This is a genomic window from Ruegeria sp. YKSD163 (assembly GCF_059612905.1).
In genome coordinates, this window is the sequence record NZ_JBXWRM010000014.1 from 55545 (window position 1) to 74791 (window position 19247).

A 19247-nucleotide genomic window follows, 5' to 3' on the forward strand; every position below is an offset into this window, starting at 1 on the left:
GGATGTCATGCGCCGCCGGATCCCCTAAGTTGCCCGAAGCACCCCATTCAGGAGCCTGACCCCTCAGATGACCAAGATATCCGATCCCTTGTTGGCGCAAATCCGTGACCGATTTGCCCAGGTCGAAAATTGCCCGGTGCAGGGGCGGCGCATCTTCTTTGAAAACGCCGGTGGTGCGTTGACGCTGAAAACCGTTCTGGAAAGCTCTGCCATCCATGCCGCCATCCCCGACAACCAGGGACGCGACAATCCCGGCAGTCATGCACTGGTGGCGACAATCAACAAGGCCAAGCAGGACATGGCGGACTTCATGAACGCCCCCGGAGGCCAGTTCTTTGTGGGGGAAAGCGGCACTGAATTGCTGTTCCGCCTGATCATGAACGCCTGTCTGGGTACCGGCACAGGCAAGGTTCTGGGATCGACGCTGGAACACCCCGCCTCTCGCTCGGCCTGTGACCGCTGGGCACGCATCGCGGGCCAGCAGCATGTTCTGATACCACATGACGACGCCATCGGCACGATCGGGGCCGATGCCTATGCCGCGGTCGTCACCCCGGACACCAGGGTGGCCACGATCGTACACACCTCGCCCGTGACAGGCATGGGCGTGGATGTGACAGCCGTCAGCCGTGCCATCCGAATGGTGGCCCCCGACTGTTTCATCATAGTGGACGGCATTCAGCACGCGGCCCATGGCGGCATCGACCTGACCGACCATGACGTGGATGGATACGTGATCTCGCCTTACAAGGTGTTCTCGCGCCATGGGTACGGGGTTGCATGGATCTCGGACCGGTTGACCCGCCTGCCCCATAACGCGCTGCTCGACGGGCCGGAAGACAACTGGGAAATGGGTACCCGCGACACCGGTGCCTATGCGACCATGTCGGACGTCGTCTCCTATTTCGAATGGCTGGGCGGCGAGGTTAGTGATGCCACCGACCGACGAGGCAAGTTCAAGGCGGCGGCCGAAGCGATCCATGACCAGGAAAAGGCCCTGACCGATGCCATGATCCATGGTACCGGCAACCTGTCCGGCCTGGCGGAGATGGAAAAAGTGACCATCCTTGGCGGTGTCGACAACCCCGCGCGCGAGGGTCTCGTGTCGCTGCGGGTCGAGGGCGTGCCCTCGGTGGATGTGGTCAGGGCGCTGAACGAACAGGGCATTCGGACCCATCTGAGAAAGGCGGACCACTACTCGGGCAACATCCTGACACCGCTGGGCATGGACAGTTGCGTGCGCGTTTCGATGTGCCATTACAACAGCATCCAGGAAGTCGCCCAGTTCCTTGCCGCCATGAAAGACATCACCGCCTGACAGCCTGCCGTCCGGGGCAGGCGAAAGGAACGTGCCGCGCGGTCTTGCCCGCGGCGCGTTTCGTGAGCAGACCGCTCCCGGCAACACGGCCACACCAGTGCCGCGTGCGGGGCCTCTTGGGTCCGGGCCCGTTTTGATATGGATCATTGCTCGCGCGGCTCCGCTTCGGCCACATTTCAAGTGGGAGGGGGCCGTGATGCACGAGATCATCAGAAAGCGCCCGCAGCATTTGGGAAGCTCGAAGTCGACGCCGGACGTCGGAACCGCTCGGTTGGATGCCTACGCGATGGGACGCGCGCTGGTTACGGGTTTGCCGAATGGCGCGCTCAACATCGGTTTCGAGGCCGTCGATCGCCATGTCGCGCAGGGCCATGGTCGTGAAACAGCGATCATCTGGCTCTCGAAAGATGGTCGCCGCGAGGTGATCAGCTATCAGGAGCTTGCCGAACTCTCCTCCCGATTAGCAAATGTGCTGAAGTCGCATGGTCTGGAGAAAGGAGCCCGCGTCTTTTCCGCCATGGGCCGCGAGAAAGAGCTTTATGCCGCGGCCTTGGGCACTTGGAAGGCGGGCATGGTCTTCACGCCGCTCTTCGCCGCCTTCGGGCCCGAGCCGTTCAGAACCCGGATGGAAATCGGAGAGGCCAACGTTCTGGTCACCAGCCGCGCACTCTATGAACGCAAGATCGCCGCCTGGCGGGAGGACATCCCGACGCTGCGTCTTGTGTTGATCGTTGGCGAGGAGGCACCCGAGGGATGTGTCGCGCTGGGTCCGGCGCTGCGCGCAGCCTCGCCGGAACACGAGACGGTCAACACCCGGCCCGAAGACCCGGCGCTGATCCATTTCACCTCGGGCACCACCGGCAAGCCCAAGGGTGCGTTGCATGTTCACGAGGCGGTTCTCTACCACGCCCTGTCCGGGCGCCGTGCGCTGGGGCTGCGGCCCGGCATTCGCTACTGGTGCACCGCCGATCCCGGCTGGGTCACGGGAACGACCTATGGCATCATCTCGCCGCTGGTGAACCGGGCCACGATGATCGTTGACGAGGCGGAATTTGACCTTGACCGCTGGTACGGGACGCTTCAGCGGGAAAAGGTCCAGATCTGGTATTCCGCCCCGACCGCAATACGGATGATGATGCGCGCCGGCAAGGACGCCGCCGCTCCTTACGATTTCTCGGTCCTTGAGTTTCTGGCCAGCGTCGGCGAGCCGCTGAACCCCGAGGCGGTGATCTGGTCGAACGAGGTGTTCGGGCTGCCGTTCCATGACAACTGGTGGCAGACCGAAACCGGCGGGATCATGATCGCCAACACGCAGGACGCGGACATCAAGCCCGGTTCGATGGGCAAGCCGCTGCCGGGGATCACCGCCGGGATCGTCGAACCCGCCGTTGATGGCCTGCGCGAACTGCCGGATGGCGAGATCGGCGAACTGGCCTTGCGGCCAGGTTGGCCCTCGATGATGCGGGCCTATCTGAACGAACAGGCGCGCTATGACAAGTGCTTTGCCGATGGCTGGTACCTGTCCGGCGACTTGGCCATGCGCGATGCCGACGGGTATTACTGGTTCGTCGGGCGGGCCGACGACCTGATCAAGTCCTCGGGCCACCTGATCGGGCCGTTCGAGGTGGAAAGCGCGCTGATCGAACATGACGCGGTGGCCGAGGCGGCGGTGATCGGCGTGCCCGACGAAACCGCCGGCGAGGTGGTCAAGGCTTTCGTCACGCTCAATCGTGGTGCAGAACCCGGCCCCGAGCTTGAACGCGACATTCGCGGTTTCGCCCGCAAACGTCTGGGTGCCGCCGTGGCCCCGCGCGAGATCGTGTTCCGCAACACGCTGCCGAAAACGAGATCGGGCAAGATCATGCGCCGTCTGTTGAAAGCGCGCGAACTGGGTCTGCCCGAAGGCGATACCTCGACACTGGAGACGGAGGAGACATGAGCACGGAGGAAAAACCGAAGCTTGATCACGACACTGTCCGTCGGCGTCTTGGGGACATGATCCGGGTGCGACGCTTCGAAGAACGATGCGCAGAGTTGTATACACAGGAAAAGATCCGGGGATTCCTGCATCTCTACGATGGTGAAGAGGCGATTGCCGCCGGGATCATCCCGCTTCTGGCCGAGAAGGACCGGGTTGTCGCCACCTATCGCGAACATGGCCACGCCCTGATGCGCGGCGTGCCGATGACCACCGTCATGGCCGAGATGTATGGCAAGGCCGAGGGCTGCTCCGGCGGTCGCGGCGGCTCCATGCACCTGTTCGATGCCACGCGCAATTTTTATGGGGGGAACGCCATCGTGGGCGGCGGCCTGCCGCTGGCCGCCGGACTTGCGCTGGCTGACAGGATGCGGGGTGACGACACGGTCACCGCCTGTTTCTTTGGCGAGGGCGCTGTGGCCGAAGGCGAGTTTCACGAGGCGATGAACCTTGCCGCGCTCTGGACCCTGCCGGTTCTGTTCGTCTGCGAGAACAATGGCTATGCCATGGGAACCGCGCTGGACCGGTCCGAGTCGGAAACAGATATCGGCCGCAAGGCTGCCGTCTTTGGCATCGAAACGCAGGTTGTCGACGGCATGGATGTCGTCGCTGTCGAGGTGGCCGCGGCGAAGGCGCTGCGCCGGATACGCGCGGGCGAAGGCCCCGTCTTTCTGGAGTGCCGGACCTATCGGTTCCGGGCGCATTCGATGTTCGACGCGCAGCTCTATCGCGACAAGGCCGAGGTTGAAGCGTGGAGGCAAAAAGGGCCGATCCTGCGGTTCCAGTCCTGGCTTCTGGACAACGGTCTGATCCATGAAGAAGAGATCACGGCGATCGGGGCCCGTGCCGAGGCCGAGATCGCCGAGGCGGTGCAGTTTGCCGAGGCAGGCACCTGGGAACCGGTCGAAAGCCTGACCCACGACGTGGTGGCCGTCGAAACGCCACCGGTCGCAGCATCCCCGCCCACCGGGGAGAAGATCGAGACCACCTATCGCGACGCCGTTCGCGCCGCGATTTCCGAAGCGATGCGACGAGATGAACGGGTGTTCCTGATGGGAGAGGACGTGGGCGCCTATGGGGGCTGCTACGCGGTGTCCAAGGGGTTGATGGACGAATTCGGCGAGGCCCGCGTACGCGATACCCCACTGTCGGAATCCGGCTTTACCGGCGCCGGGATCGGGGCAGCCTGTGCGGGCATGCGCCCCATCGTAGAGCTGATGACGGTGAACTTCAGCCTGCTCGCTCTGGACCAGATCCTGAACACCGCAGCGACACTCAGGCACATGTCCGGCGGGCAGTTCAACGTGCCCGTGGTGATCCGCATGGCAACTGGCGCGGGCAAGCAATTGGCCGCGCAGCATTCCCACAGCCTCGAAGGGTGGTATGCGCATATTCCGGGGCTCAGGGTGCTTGCCCCCGCCACGCTGGAGGATGCGCGCGGCATGCTGTGGACGGCGCTGGAAGATCCCGACCCGGTGCTGATCTTTGAAAACGTGATGCTCTACAATCGCAGCGGCGAGATCGACGCGGGCGCAGGTGCCGTCGACATCTCGCGCGCGGCGATCCGGCGCGAGGGCGGAGACATCACCCTGATCACCTATGGCGGCTCGCTCTACAAGACGCTGGAGGCCGCCGAAGTGCTGTCCGGCGACGGGATCGCGGCCGAGGTGATCGATCTGCGCGTGTTGCGACCGCTTGACGATGAAACCATCATGGCCTCGGTCGCGCGGACACGGAGGGCGGTCATCGTCGACGAGGGCTGGCGCAGCGGCTCGCTGGCGGCAGAACTATCGGCGCGCATCATGGAACAGGTGTTCTGGACACTCGACGCTCCGGTCGGGCGGGTCTGTTCGGCAGAGGTGCCGATCCCCTATCCGAAACATCTGGAAGATGCCGCGATCCCGCAGGTTCCGGCCATTGTCGCCGCCGCCAAAACGGCATTGGGGCGCGGCTGAGATGGGTGTTTTCCGAATGCCATCGCTGGGGGCCGACATGGAGGCCGGGACACTGGTCGAATGGCTGGTGAACCCCGGTGACACGGTCGCGCGCGGTGATGTGGTCGCCGTGGTCGAGACCCAGAAGGGCGCGATCGAGATCGAGGTTTTCGAGGCAGGTACGGTCACGGAACTCTTGGTGGAGATCGGGCAGACCCTGCCGGTTGGTGCCCCCATGGCCCGGATCGGCGACGGCGAAGAAGCGGGTGCGGAGCCAAAGCCGCCGGAAGAGGAAACACGACCGGCGCCGAAGGAGCTGAGCGCCCCTGCCCCACCAGCAGAAGCCGAAGCGCCCTCGGAAAAGCCCGCGCAGCCCCGGCAAGAGCCACCAGCGTCCGCCGCCGGTGCAAGCCCGGCGGCCCGCCGCGCCGCGCAAGAGGCCGGGATCGACCTCGTCCAGGTCAAGGGCTCGGGCCCCCAAGGCGCAATTGTTCTGGCTGATGTCGAGGCGCAAATGGGACAGGCCACGCCCACCAGCCGGCCAGCCGGAGAAGGCCTGTCGGACATGCGCCAGGCCGTCGCCGCCGCGATGAGCCGGTCCAAGCGCGAGATACCGCATTTCTACGTCTCGCACACGGTCGAAACCCAACCGGTTTCGGAATGGCTCGCGCAGCAGAACGCCGAGCGGCCGCCAGCCGACCGGATTTTGCTGGGAGCCGTCTTTGTCAAGGCGGCGGCGATGGCGGCCCGGCAGGTCGCGGCTCTCAACGGTCATTTTACAGGGGGTGGTTTTGTCCCCTCGGAAACGGTGAACATCGGCATGGTCATTTCCCTGCGCGGTGGCGGGTTGGTGGCCCCTGCGCTGGCCGATGTCGACAAGATGAGCTTGTCGGATGTCATGGCCGGGTTGCGCGACATGGTCACGCGGGCGCGTTCCGGACGCTTGCGCGGTTCCGAGTTCACACGCGGCACCCTGACCGTGTCGAGCCTGGGCGAGGATGGCGCAGAGGGCATGACCGGAGTGATCTTTCCCCCGCAGGTCGCACTTCTTGCCGTGGGCGCGCCACAGATACGACCATGGGTAACCGGGTCCGGGGTGGAACCGCGCCAGGTCACGACCCTTGTTCTGTCCGCCGACCACCGTGTTTGCGACGGGCGGCAGGCGTCCCGGTTTCTCGTCGCCATCCAAGACTGCCTTGCCAGACCGGAGGAGCTATGACCGAAACCGAAACGAGGGCGATCTTCCTGGAGGAACTCAACCGTGTCGCGCCCGACATAGACCCGGCAACGGTAAGGGACACAGACCATCTTCAGGATGATCTGGAACTGGATTCCATGGATATCCTCAATCTCGTGACAGCGCTGCATGCGCGTCTCGGCGTTTCGATCCCCGAGTCCGATTACAAGGAGATTGAAACGCCACGGAAAGCCAGCGGATATCTTGCCAGACGGCTGCGCGAGCCGGAGTAACGGGCGCTGCTGCCAGCGCGTCGTCAATCCGCTCGCGTGGTGCGGCGGCCTGCGCGCAACCAACCGCCCCCGACAACAATGGGAAACAGGCTTGCACCGACTGCCAGCGCCCCTTGCCGCCAGCCTAGCGGCGTCAGCTGCAAAGCCTCTGAAACGGCCGGGATCTGGAACGCGGCCACCAACAACCCCATGCAGAACCCCAGCGCGGCATAGACCCAAGGGTTCCGGGAGACGCTGTTGATCACGCCGGGCTCGCCCCGATCACGCATGTTGAACACGTGCCACAGCTGCGCCAGCGCAAGGGTCAGGAACGCGACGGACACGGCATCGTGGGCATCCATGTCCAACCGCGATAGCGCGATCCAGAACGCTCCCAGCGTGGCAATGGTGATGGCAAGGCCGAAGACGACGATATCAACCCATTGCGGCATTCCGACGATCGGCTCTTTCGGGTTGCGCGGCGGCCGTTTCATGACGCTGCGATCCCCCTCGCCAAGACCCAGTGCAAAGGCGGGAAAGACATCCGTCACGATGTTCAGGAACAGGATCTGAAGCGGCAGCAGCGGCGCGGGCAACCCTGCTGCAATGGCCAGGCCAACGATCAGTATCTCACTGAAATTGCAGGACATGAGGTAGATGACAAAGCGCCGGATATTGCCAAATATGACGCGCCCCTGCCACATCGCCGCAACGATCGAGGAGAATGCATCATCCTTGAGGATGACATCCGCCGCATCGCGCGCGACCTGCGTGCCGCGCTGGCCCATGGCGATACCGATATCCGATTTCTTGAGCGCGGGCGCATCGTTCACACCGTCACCGGTCATCGCAACGATATGACCGGCGTCCTGGTAGTGGGCGACGAGCTTCAATTTGGTTTCCGGAGCAACGCGGGCGAAAACATCAACCTGCTCCAGCTGATCCCGCATCTCGGCATCGTTGCCCCTCGTTTTCAACCCTTCAAGCGATGTTTCGGACAGCGCAACGATGCGCCCATCCTCTCCGAGACCGGCCTGCAACGCGATTTCCCTGGCCGTCGCAATATGGTCACCGGTCATCATGACAACGCGCACTCCGGCGTCCCGGCACTCGGCAATGGTGGCGGGCACATCCTGTCGGAGCGGATCAAGAAGCGTGACGAGGCCGACAAGAATCAACGACTGATAGAGGGCGGCTTCCTCTGGACCGCCCTGTTTGTAGGCCAGCCCAATCAGGCGATAGCCGTCACCTGCAGCATCCTCGACCCGTTGCAGCCAGTCCTGCCGCGCGACCTCGGAGAGGTCACGGATGCCCTCTGCCGTCAAAACACGATCAGAGGCGTCGATCACCGCTTCGGGCGCCCCCTTGACCGCGGTAAACACATCGCCGCCTGCGGAATGCAGCGTCGCCATCATCTTGAATTCGGGATCATAGGGATGCTTGGCGATCGCGGGCCTGTCGTCCGCGTCGAGATCGGGACGCACGCCAAGCAGTTCGGCAAAATGCAGCAAGGCGATTTCCATCGGGTCACCGACCCCGTGTTGCGCGCCCGCCTGACCGATCTCGGCAGTATTGCACAACACGCCGATTTCCAACGCGAGACGCAGATCGGGCGCGGTCACGGCCGCTTGTGCATTCAACAGATCAGCGGCCGCCAAATCGCGCCCGTCCAGCAGGAACCCCGCGACGGTCATTCTGTTCTCGGTCAGTGTCCCGGTCTTGTCCGTCAGGATCAGCGTTGTCGCGCCCAGGGTTTCCACCGCCGAAAGCCGTTCGATCAACGTGTTCCGCCGCGCCATCCGCAACATCCCTCGGGCAAGCGCGAGCGTGGCGACGACCGGCAACCCCTCGGGCACTGCCGCGACGGCCAGTGCAATCGCGGTTTCGATCATGTCTACCAGCGCCAGACCTCGTACAAACCCGATTGCGCCAATCAGGGTGGATAGCGCGATGGTGATCAGGACCAGGGTGCGCCCCAACCTGTCGAGGCGCTTTTCCAGCGGATGCGCGGCAGCCTCGGCGGTTTGAACCAGTGTCGATATCCGACCCAGTTCCGTTTCGGAACCGATCGTCGCGACCACGCCGATCCCATCGCCCCGCGTCACCGCCGTGCCCTTGAAGGCCATGTTGGTTCGATCCGCGACAAGAGCGTCAAGAGCAAGCGGCGCGACGGTTTTCGAAACGGGGGCCGATTCACCGGTGAGCGCGGATTCGTTGCATTGCAGCGTGTCGACCTGGATCAGCCGCAGGTCTGCGGGCACCACATCCCCCGCCTCGACGACAACGATGTCGCCCGGCGTGATCTCGTGCACTGGCAGCATGACCGAATGACCGTCACGTCGGACCCGTGCCGTTGCCGCGGTGAGACTGAACAGCGCCTCCATCGAGCGCAGGGCATTCCAACTGGTGAAGAAGCCGATGGCGGTGTTGATGGCCAGCACGAGGATGATCGCAACAGCCTCGGGATAGTCCCCCACCGCCACCGACAACAGCGCAGCAGCACTCAGCAACCAGACGATCACGCTGCGGAACTGATCGAGCAAGAGTGCCAGGGCAGAGCGACGCTTCACCCTGTCCAGACGGTTGTCACCATAGGCTTGCCGCCGCAAGGCGGCCTCGTCCGACGACAGGCCGATTTCCGGGTCGACGCCAAGAAGAGCGAGCGCCGCCGCGCTCCCGTCTGCGTGGACCTGTGATCGTATCTCGCTTTCTACATGGATGCGTGACATGGGCTTTCGCGATCCGGAGGCAGTTGAACGCCCGCCTCCAACAAAACATTTTCGACCGGGTTCCAGACGCCTGTCGGCACCAAGATCTATAGATGCTAGAATTGTGATACAATCTGGTGAAAGGTCACGCCATGCCAACGGCGACGCACACGCAAACACATCATATCGTAGGGGCCGGCATCGCGGGGCTGGCGACGGCGGTGTATCTGTGCCGCGACGCGGGCGTTGCTGGTCGCAACATCCATATCTACGAAGCACTGGAGACGGCGGGCGGGGCGCTTGACGGATCGGGGAGTGCCGAAACCGGTTACCTGGTTCGAGGCGGTCGCATGTTCGAAGACCAGTTCGTCTGCACGCTGGATCTTCTCGACAGCATTCCTCTTGCCGACGATCCGACAACGTCGCTCAAGGAGGATCTTCTTGCGTTCAACCGCATGGTTCCGGGATCCTCCAATTGCAGGCTGGTGCGTGATGGCAGGCCGGCCGAGGACCGGCACGAACTGACGCTGAACGCACGCGACATTGTAGACATCAACAGGCTGTTCCTGCACAGCGAGCGGGGTCTGGGCGGCAAGACCATCCAGGACTGGTTTCAACCCGATTTCTTCGACAGCAATTTCTGGCTGATGTGGTCGACGATGTTTTCGTTCCAGCCGTGGCATTCGCTGACCGAAATGCAGAGGTATCTGCGGCGTTTCATCCATCTGTTTCCCGGCTTCACCCGGATCGCCGGGATCTTGCGGACACGCCACAACCAGTATGATTCAATCATTGCTCCGATCCTGGCATGGCTGACGGCCCGCGGCGTACGTATCGAAACCAAGGCGCATGTTGCCGACGTCCTGATCAGCGGCACCAAGCTGGATCGCCGCGCGAGCGCCCTCCTGCTTAGCGATGGCAGGACGGTGCCGCTGCGGTCGGACATGTATGCCTACCTGACCCTTGGTTCGATGACAGAGGGCTCGGCTCTGGGGTCCAACGACCGCGCGCCAAGCGGCGGCAACGGTCCGGGGCCAAGCTGGAACCTGTGGCGCAAGCTGGCGACTGAACACGAAGGTTTCGGGAACCCCGACGTGTTCCTGGGCCGACCCGACCAGACCACATGGACATCTTTCACGGTCACGATGGATGGCCCCGAGTTCTTCGAGTTCATGGAGGATTTCACCAACAATCGCAGCGGAACCGGGGGGCTTGTCACCTTTGCCGGTTCGGGCTGGACGCTTTCTGTCGTGATGCTTCATCAGCCGCACTTCCGGGCACAGAAGAAGGGGACCTATACGTTTTGGGGTTATGGCCTGCGGGGTGAACGGGACGGAGACTTTGTCAGGAAGCCCATGTGGGAGGCCACCGGAACGGAAATCATCAAGGAGCTTTCCGGCCAGTTGCGCCTGTCCGAGGCGCAGAGGGCATGGTTCGACAAGGCGCGTATCATTCCCTGCCGCATGCCTTTTATCACCAGCCAGTTCATGCCGCGCAATCCGGGCGACCGCCCCGACGTACGCCCGCCCGGTGCGCGCAATTTTGCGATCATCGGGCAATATTGCGAACTGCCCCGCGACTGCGTCTTTACGGTGGAGTATTCGGTACGCTCGGCCCGGACCGCCGTTGCGCAATTGACGGGACTGGTCGATGCGCCCCCACCCGTTTCACGCACCGATCTCGATCCGATGGTATTGGGGCGCGCGGCAAGGGTGCTGTTGGGTATGTAGCTCCCGCCTGCCTGCTCAAGCGTATCAAGAGAACTCCGCCTCAGTCACGGGGCGCACCGGTTTGGGCAGAGGGGCGCTTGAGACGCGTTGCCCCGATCACCACCACCGGGCATCTTGCGGCCGAGAAAAGATGTCGCAGGTCCTCTTCACTGGTGAAAGGCCCCACTGTCAGATCGACGACGATCGCCGCGACACGGCTGCGATCGATCCGCTCCAGAACATCTGCAGCTTTCTCGTCATTCCGAACCTCGGACACGAGGGCTGCGGACGCATCGGCCAGCGCCCGGACCGTGGCCAACACTGTGGCGGAATGTGAACCGGTTGCGCCGATCAGCAGCACATCGCCATGAAAACCGAGCATCGGGCGCTGGCACAAAAGCAGGATATCTTCGTCTTGGGCGGCGGCGCATGCGCAGGACACGATATCGCCCTCGGCAAGGTCGCAACGCCAGTGCCGGGACCGACCCGATGCGAGTTCGGCCATCAGTGTCTCGACAGAGCTTACCTCTCGTTTCAAGGTTCGCCGCGATTGTTCGTCACTGGGAATGTCGCGCAGCGTACCGTCGGGGGCAACGATCCTGTGCCCCGCGCCAATTGTCAGCCCGGCAATCCGCGTATCCACAAGCAGCCCCCTCGGGGCCGCCGAGAGTGTCTCGAGCAAGACACGCGCATAGGACATCGTGGCCTTGACATCGGCAAGGCTCATGCCCGCAACAACCAGATTTGGCTCGGGTCGTATCCTGCCAGTCATGACCGGCCACCCTCTCCTGTCGGCTCGGCACGCGACGCAAAGGCCCTTCGTTCCCTGGCAAAGGCGCGTAACCGTTCTTCGACATCCGCATTGACGCTTCCCTCCGGGAACACGCCCGTTTCCGTTCTGGCGCCTGCGGTACAGCTGGTCATGATTTCCAGCCCCTCGTCGACCGACTGGATCGGAATGATACGAAAGCGCCCCTGCGCGACCGCCGCAACGACCCGGTCACGCAACATGAGATGCTCGACATTCGAGGCCGGGATGATCACGCCCTGCCCGCCGGTCAGACCACGCGCATCGCACAGATCGAAGAAGCCTTCGATCTTTTCGTTGACGCCACCGATCGCCTGAACTTCGCCCAGCTGGTTGACCGAACCGGTCATTGCGAAATCCTGCCGGACGGGTCGGCCCGAGAGTGCCGAAAGCAGCGCAATCAGTTCGGCACAAGAGGCACTGTCGCCATCGACCCCGCCATAGCTCTGCTCGAAAACAAGGCTGGCATGCAGCGAAAAAGGTGCATCAAGCGCGTAGGTCGATGTGAGATATCCCGCAAGGATCATGACGCCCTTGGAATGCAGGGCACCGCCAAGTTCCACCTCTCGCTCGATGTCGATCAGCTTGCCGGATCCCATTCGGACACGCGCCGTGATGCGCGAGGGTCGGCCGAACCTGTGCCCCCCCGTCTCTATCACGGACAATCCGTTGATCTGGCCCACCTTGGCTCCTTCGGTATCGATCAGGATGATCTGCCGCGACATGGCTTCCTGAAAACGCTCCTGCACCCGCGATGCGCGCCGCTCACCCTCGTCGACGGCGCGACCTATATCGGCTTCACCGACGATGGAATGCCCGTCGGAGCGTGCATAATGCTCCGCCTCGCGCAGCAGGTCTGCCAACGGGCTCAGTTGCAGCGTCAGCTTTCTGGCATCACCTGCGATCCGCGTGGCCTCGTCCAGCAGGCGTGCCGCACCGGTATCGGACAGGGGAAGCAAACCCTGTTCGCGGACAAAATTGCGAATGACCGAGGCCAGACCGATCATTGTCTGGTCGCTGCGGTCCACCACACCTTCGAAATCGGCCTGTACCTTGAACAGTTCCGAAAACTCCGGGTCCAGCATGACAAGGAGACTGTGCAGCATGCGGTCCCCGACAAGAACGACCCTGACATCCAGTGGAATCGGTTCCGGTTCCAGTGATGTTGTCGAGAACAGGCTCATGCGATCCGCAAGCGAGGTGATCGTGATCGACCGTTTCTTGAGACAACGCTTCAGCGCGTCCCATGCATAGGGCTCCCCGAGAATGCGCTGCGCATCGATCAGCAGGTACCCCCCGTTTGCCAGGTGCAGCGCGCCCGGACGAATGAGGGAAAAGTCGGTGACCAGGGATCCCATCTGGGAAACATGTTCAATACGCCCCGCCAGCCTTTCCAAGGTTGGCAGGTCCTCGACAACCACGGGCGCTGACGCCTCCTGCCCCGGATCGTTGGAGACGATCACGTTGACCTGATACCGCAGGAAAATCGGGTCGAGATGCGATTTCCCGACCGCCTCGGGAAAGGGCCCGGTCTGCCGCTCGGCTGCGGCCTGAAGAAAGGTCTCGGGGTTCTCGATCATGTCGGTCCGGACACGCGCCAGATAGCTGGCAACCCCGTCGACAGTGCCGAACACAGATTGAGCCTCGTCGATCCGGCTTGAAACCGCGCGTTCAGCCATCTCGGCATTCAGCTCTTCTACGCGCGAGCGGTGTTCACGCTCCAGTTTCGAAGCGTCCCTGAGAATCTCGGAAAGCTGGTTCTGAAAGCGATCGACCTTCTCCTCGATCGCGGCCTGCTCGTCTTCGGAAAGCTTCTGGAATTCCTCGGTCTTGAGGACGTTCCCCTCTTTGGTTGCAGCGACCATGAAGCCCATCGGCGTTCTGATCAGGGTCGTGTCTTCGGCGCGGGCGCGCTCGGCAAAATCGGCCATCGCCTGCTCGTGCCGCTCGCTGAAGCTTTCTTCGATTGCGCGCCTTTGTGCCTGGTATTCCTCGGACTCGAAGAGCGCCGGCATGTCGCCCGCGAGGTCGTCGATGATGTCCTCCATCTCGGTCTTGAGACGATCCGCCATACCGACAGGAAGCTTGAGTGCGACCGGCTTGTGCGGCGCGTCAAAGTTGTTCACGTAGACCCAATCGCATGGGGTTTCGCGCGTGGCTGCGTGATCACGCAGAACCTGCTCGACCGTAGTATGGCGCCCCGTGCCTTGCGGGCCGAGCACGAAAAGGTTGAAGTCCGCGTGGCGAATTTCGACGGCCAGCTTGAGGGCGCGCAGCGCGCGTTCCTGCCCAACGAGCGTGCCATTCCCGGTTGTTTCGACCTGCGCCGCCGCAAGGATCGTGGGGTCGCACTTCTGCTGCAGCTGTTCGACCGACAGTTCACCCTTCGATCGTGTCGCCATGATAGCCACCTCGTGTACTCCGGATGCCTTCAATCTAGGTGCTGCGAAAAAGGTTGGCGTTGATCTCCATCAAGCGTTTGCGGCCTTCAGGAAACGAACGTTCTCGGGTTCGATGAGCAAGGTATTCCCTGCCACAGGATGGCATCGGCCTCGCCTTGACTGACGACAGCAGGTGCAAGAAAACCGAGCCTCGCGTGACAGCGGCTGTTCTCGTCGGGAATGGCGAAGTCATCGCCCTTTCCAGGCAGATGCGTCAGCTGGCCACGTTCGAGACACCATTCCATTCCAGCCTGGCCTTCTTGAGCAGACCGTCCTCGGCCAGGGTACCAACCGTCGCGCAAGCTTTCATGATCGGAAAGGCGGCCAGCGCCAGCCGCTTTCCCGCCTCGCTGTCTGACGGGTAGTGAACCCCAAGAACCTCGCGGTTTCGGGCGATGCGCGTGGCCATGTCATGCAGGGCATTGCGTGTTGCACCGCCCTGATGCGCGGTTTCCAGTATCTTGTTTCCCGCTGCGTCCAGCATTACCTCGTCAAGACAATAGGCAATCAGCCAGGCTTCGGTGGCATGGGCGCTGGGATAGGCGGCATGCTGGGGCACATCGATCGGTGGCAACAATCCGGGATGCAATTGAGAGGGTCGCGGGCGCCCGAACTTCATCTTGAAGTGGAAGGCAAGAAACTGTGCCACCGTAAGCGCCAGATTGCACAGGCGGAACGTGTTGGGATGCGACAGGTATGCAAACGGCATGATCCCCTGAAAATAGCCGATCAGCGTATCACGTTGCTGCAAGGCCTCATCCAGTACGCCCTGCCGATACTCGATCAGCCCCACCAGTTCTTTCAGCTCATCGTCGATCTTCCAACTCACTCCGCCGCCGAAATTCGTCTCATCGCCTGTGTTGGTTCCGGTATGGGCCGGTTCGGGCAATGACAGGCTCATCCAGTCGGGGCCACCTGCCCCTTCAGAATCCAGGGCGGCGAATTCGGAAAGGAATGCAATCGCCTGATTGCCCGGCGACCAGTGGTTGAACGACGCGGATTTGTAGAACTTGTATATCGCGTGAAGCCGCGCGGGGTCGCCTGAGCCGTCCGCCACGACCGGATGGGTCGGCGGCCATTGGTTTCCCGGCCACCATCGGTTTTCAACCGCCGGGGTCCCCTCGCCGTCATGCTCGGTGTGTGGCGAGATGCCCAGGCCCAGATAGGCCGGACTACCACCATAGCCCGAGGCCCCGCGCGCATCCCTTGCATCGCGTGCATCCCGGGCGTCGCGCGCATCGCGTGCATCGCGTGCATCAAACGGGCCAAGTCTTCCTGTCGGTATCGGCATCTTGCTGTTCCCCCTTCGTTGCGCTGTCAGTCTGGAACGCCAGCCTGTTCGAGGCGCGCACAAAACAAATCGACAAGCCCCGGATCGCTGTAGTGGCGATGCGTCCTGCGGTACTCGGACACGGAGAATCCGGGCTCCAGTTCCAGCAGGCGCTGGGCCGATTTCCGCGCATCCTGCAGTTGTCCGGCCGCAACTTGGGCAACGGCCAGAGTCCGCAGACCGCTGGTATAGCGCTGGTTCTCCGCCAGCCCACGCGACAACCACTTGATCGCGGTCAGGTAATTCCCGGCATCGTAATGCACGGTTCCAAGAAAAACATAATAGACGAACAGGCGCTGATCGAACGGCGACAGACGCAAGGCCCGTTCAGCCGCCGAGATCGCCTCGTCGCTGCGCCCCACGCTCGACAACGTGACACTCGATAGCAGCCATGCGATCGAACTGTTGGGATTGGCCGCGCGCGCGCGGTCGAGATAATCTATCGCGGTCTCGAAATCTCCGAACAGGTAGGATTGGATATGGCCATAGGTGGCAAGCGCAAGCGCGTTCCGGGCATCCAGTCCTATGGCCTTCTTGGCCAGGGAAATGGCGGTGCCCGCATCCGCGCGCGGGTCGTTGGACCACCCTTGCCCGACGTTCAGGCTGTACCATCTGGCCAACCAGGCCAGAGGTGAGGAAAAGCTGGGATCCGCCGCAATGGCGTCTTCGAGATGACGTCGCGCCTGACCGAACGCGTCCCGTTCCAGATCCCCGATCAGGTCGAGTGCCTTGAGGTAACTGTCATAGGCGGTAAAGGACGCGGGCGTCTTGCGCAGCGTCCGGCGCCGCTCCTCGGCCAGCAGGCTTGGCAACAGGTGCACCAGCGAAGATTCGACAATCTCGTCCTGTATCGCAAACAGGTCGCTCTGATCGAAATCCCGTTGCAGGCTGGTCAGGTTCCGGCTGTTTTCGGTATCCACCAACTGGGCAGAGATGCGGATATGCTCTCCGACCCGCCACAGCGTGCCCGTGATCAGGTACCGCGCATTCAGTGCCTTGCCGATCGACTTCGGTTCGATTGCCTGACGTGCAAAGGCCAGGGTGGACGACCTTGAAATCACGGTCAGATCCCCTTGCCGTGACAGCTGGGACACGATGCCCTCGGATATGCCGGCGGCAAGATACTCATCCGCCTGGTCAACCCGGGAATTGCTGAAAGGCATCACCGCTACAGAGGGCAGGCTCACGTGATCGTCGGTCGGTTGCACAGAGTATCGCGCATCGGAAACCAACTCGTAGGCGGCGACACTCACGCCCAGCTTGCGCATCGGCAGCTGGCCCAGCTCTCGGGTTTCGAACTCGCTGCTGCCGGCAATCGTGTCCTGTACGGATTGCGTCAGGATGATGCCACCAGCGCTGGCAAACTCCTGCAACCGGGCGGCAATGTTCACCCCATCGCCCAACAGGTCGTCCCGGTCGCGCAGAACCTTGCAATAATTGAGCGATATTCGCAGCGACAATCCCTGTCTGCGCTGCCGGGCCCTTATCTGCAACTCCCGCCCCCAGCGTACAGCTGCGACCGGATCGCCAAACGTTGTCAGGACGCCATCGCCGGTCAATTTGACCAAGGTGCCACCATGCTGCTGCATCAGCGGCAGCACCACCTCGTCACGCAGATCCGTCCAACGATAGAACGTACCCTCCTCGTCGCTGTGCATGAGCGCCGAGAAACCGACCACATCGACAAAGCCGACACAGAGTTCAAGTTGCTTGGCCGTCTTGCCAAGATCAGAGCGCAATGCCGGAGCGGAGGACGGTTCGCATTCACCTGAACCGAGTGTGGTCGCTTGGGGCTCGGAGCCGCCTGGAGCGACGCCGCCCAAATCAACCGGCACTTCTCGTCCCGGCTCAATCGAAATCTCGGTCGTTTGAAAGAGACCGTTTCTCAAATCAATCTCTCCTATGAGTGCATTATGTTACGATTCGCGGTAAAAGTTAACTGTGAGCCGGAGAAGGCGCAGACGTGCTCGTGCGTCGACGTTGACCGGACAGCCATCCGTTCGCGGGCCGGAGACCATGGCCGACAGGCCGTTTCCCCGCCCAGGCTGCCGTCAGTCCGGACGGTGGAGGCGTGGCCATGACAATCAAGATGTTCCTGTTCGACCGCAATCAGGAGGGGCTGAAATCCAACCTTTCCAAGATCGGGTTTGATCTGGCTGACCTGATGGATTCATTCGGCTTGCCCGGCTTCACTCCGCCGACGGACCAGACCAACAACCCGTGGGTTCCCTTCGATCGGAACGGTACCCAGATCGACGGCGTGCCGGGGTCGGGCACCGGCTATGGTATTCCCCTGCTGTTGCCCGACGCAGGCACGGCGCGCGGTCTGTTACAGGATTTCCGGGACAAGGCACTGGCGGTCGGCGACCCGAATGCGGCGCGGGTTCTGGGGGTCGAGTTGGAACCGGCGACGATGACCCTTGCGCTGCCCGGCCAGCATTGGTGCGCCGGTCACGGCATGGGCACAAGGTTCGGAACCCGCAGAAACGCGCGCGGCCTGATACAGGCCGATGCCCTGCGAACACATGAACTGGACGGTCAGGGCACCAAGGTCTTTGTTGTCGACCGGGGGTTCAGCAAGACCTATGTCGAAGCGCTCGGCGGCACGTTTGGCGGCGGTCTCGGTATCGCCGAAGACGGAAAGATCACCAAACCGGGCAGCGGCGCGGAACCCTATCTGCCATTGCATCTGCGGCACGGATCGATGCTGCTGCGAACTCTGACCGACCTGGCACCGAGGGCCGAATTCTTTGACCTGCCGCTGTTGCCGACGCGGATCACCGATGTCGATTACTTCGCTCTGCGGGCAATGTTTGCGTTTCTGGCCATGGAACACTTCTTTTTGTCCGAGGATGAGAACTGGGTGATCCTGAACGCCTGGGGCATCGTCGACCGCTTTGCCGAACGGATCAGGGGCGAATACACCAACAACCCCGACCACTGGCTGAATACCCTGCTGGCCTCGATGGGGCGCCGGCACGATGTTGTCTTTGCGGCGGGAAACAATGGCCAGTTCTGCGCTGACCCGCGCGCTCCCGGCTATGACCGGGGTCCGGGACAGAGCATTTTCGGCGCCAATGGCCTGATCGACGTCACCTCTGTTGCGGCGGTTCGCTGCGACGGGATATGGATCGGGGCGTCGTCCCAGGGGCCGGGACCATCGGCTTTCGATCCCGAAGGCGCACCAGTCGAAAAGCCCGATCTCTGCGCGCCGAGCTGGTTCGTGGAAGATCGCGATGCCTCGCTGCGCAGCAGCGGAACCTCTGGCGCCTCCGCAGTCGTTGCCGGTGTCATAGCCGCGCTGCGCAGCGGCTGGGACAACACCGCCATCTCTCCTTCGCAGATGCGTTCCGCCCTGCGCGCAGGCGCCCGCGAGATTTCGGGACCGGGTTGGCACTACAGGACCGGTGCGGGCCTGCTGCGGCTTGAGGACACGATCACAGAACTTCAGGCCTGAATGCCCACAGTGAGCCGGAACGCTCATCCCGGTTGAAAACGGTTGCCTGAATGCGCCTCCAGTAGTCATCCAACCCCTACCCGTCTCGATCCGATCTGCCATCAAGCGGTCGATC

Annotated in this window: 12 protein-coding genes; 7 read left to right on the forward strand and 5 right to left on the reverse strand. The window is 62.6% G+C overall.

Annotated features, from left to right (window positions below; genetic code table 11):
* Nucleotides 1-67 precede the first annotated feature (67 nt).
* From AC2FNA_RS17615 to AC2FNA_RS17635, 5 genes are all read left to right on the forward strand, one after another.
* Nucleotides 68-1318 (forward strand): aminotransferase class V-fold PLP-dependent enzyme, encoded by a 1251-nt coding sequence (locus AC2FNA_RS17615; RefSeq protein WP_496828760.1) that lies wholly within the window; start codon nucleotides 68-70, stop codon nucleotides 1316-1318.
* Nucleotides 1319-1514: 196 nt separating this feature from the next.
* Nucleotides 1515-3257 (forward strand): acetate--CoA ligase, encoded by a 1743-nt coding sequence (gene acsA, locus AC2FNA_RS17620; protein WP_496828762.1) that lies wholly within the window; start codon nucleotides 1515-1517, stop codon nucleotides 3255-3257.
* Entirely contained in the window at nucleotides 3254-5251 is a 1998-nt protein-coding gene (gene pdhA / locus AC2FNA_RS17625; protein WP_496828764.1) for a pyruvate dehydrogenase (acetyl-transferring) E1 component subunit alpha, read from the forward strand. The genes acsA and pdhA overlap by 4 nt, the downstream gene beginning before the upstream one ends.
* Before the next feature lies 1 nt (nucleotide 5252).
* Nucleotides 5253-6449 carry a dihydrolipoamide acetyltransferase family protein gene (locus AC2FNA_RS17630; protein ID WP_496828766.1) on the forward strand — a complete coding sequence of 399 codons (1197 nt, stop codon included), beginning with the start codon at nucleotides 5253-5255 and terminating at the stop codon, nucleotides 6447-6449.
* A complete protein-coding gene (locus AC2FNA_RS17635; protein WP_496828768.1) occupies nucleotides 6446-6700 on the forward strand; it encodes an acyl carrier protein in 255 nt (84 codons plus the stop codon). Before AC2FNA_RS17630 ends, AC2FNA_RS17635 begins: the two co-directional genes overlap by 4 nt.
* A gap of 23 nt (nucleotides 6701-6723) precedes the next feature.
* Here AC2FNA_RS17635 and AC2FNA_RS17640 read toward each other — a convergent pair whose 3' ends face one another.
* Nucleotides 6724-9408 carry a cation-translocating P-type ATPase gene (locus AC2FNA_RS17640; protein ID WP_496828770.1) on the reverse strand — a complete coding sequence of 895 codons (2685 nt, stop codon included), beginning with the start codon at nucleotides 9406-9408 and terminating at the stop codon, nucleotides 6724-6726.
* Nucleotides 9409-9539: 131 nt separating this feature from the next.
* On the opposite strand from AC2FNA_RS17640, the gene AC2FNA_RS17645 reads away from it, so the two are divergent.
* Entirely contained in the window at nucleotides 9540-11117 is a 1578-nt protein-coding gene (locus AC2FNA_RS17645) for an oleate hydratase (protein WP_496828772.1), read from the forward strand.
* Between the two features lie 40 nt (nucleotides 11118-11157).
* Here AC2FNA_RS17645 and AC2FNA_RS17650 read toward each other — a convergent pair whose 3' ends face one another.
* The 4 genes from AC2FNA_RS17650 to AC2FNA_RS17665 all read right to left on the reverse strand — a co-directional run bounded on the left by AC2FNA_RS17650 (nucleotide 11158) and on the right by AC2FNA_RS17665 (nucleotide 17414).
* Nucleotides 11158-11823, reverse strand: a complete 666-nt coding sequence (locus AC2FNA_RS17650) for a hypothetical protein (RefSeq protein ID WP_496828774.1) — start codon at nucleotides 11821-11823, stop codon at nucleotides 11158-11160.
* 41 nt (nucleotides 11824-11864) lie between these two features.
* Nucleotides 11865-14306, reverse strand: coding sequence for a Lon protease family protein (locus AC2FNA_RS17655; RefSeq protein ID WP_496828776.1), 2442 nt, complete (start codon nucleotides 14304-14306; stop codon nucleotides 11865-11867).
* Nucleotides 14307-14559: 253 nt separating this feature from the next.
* Complete coding sequence (locus tag AC2FNA_RS17660; protein WP_496828777.1) at nucleotides 14560-15636, reverse strand: phosphatase PAP2 family protein; 1077 nt, start codon at nucleotides 15634-15636, stop codon at nucleotides 14560-14562.
* A 26-nt stretch (nucleotides 15637-15662) separates the two neighbouring features.
* Nucleotides 15663-17414 (reverse strand): adenylate/guanylate cyclase domain-containing protein, encoded by a 1752-nt coding sequence (locus AC2FNA_RS17665; protein WP_496828779.1) that lies wholly within the window; start codon nucleotides 17412-17414, stop codon nucleotides 15663-15665.
* Nucleotides 17415-17752: 338 nt separating this feature from the next.
* On the opposite strand from AC2FNA_RS17665, the gene AC2FNA_RS17670 reads away from it, so the two are divergent.
* The gene (locus AC2FNA_RS17670) at nucleotides 17753-19132 is read left to right on the forward strand and encodes a S8 family serine peptidase (RefSeq protein WP_496828781.1); all 1380 of its coding nucleotides are present in this window, start codon (nucleotides 17753-17755) and stop codon (nucleotides 19130-19132) included.
* Nucleotides 19133-19247 lie beyond the last annotated feature (115 nt).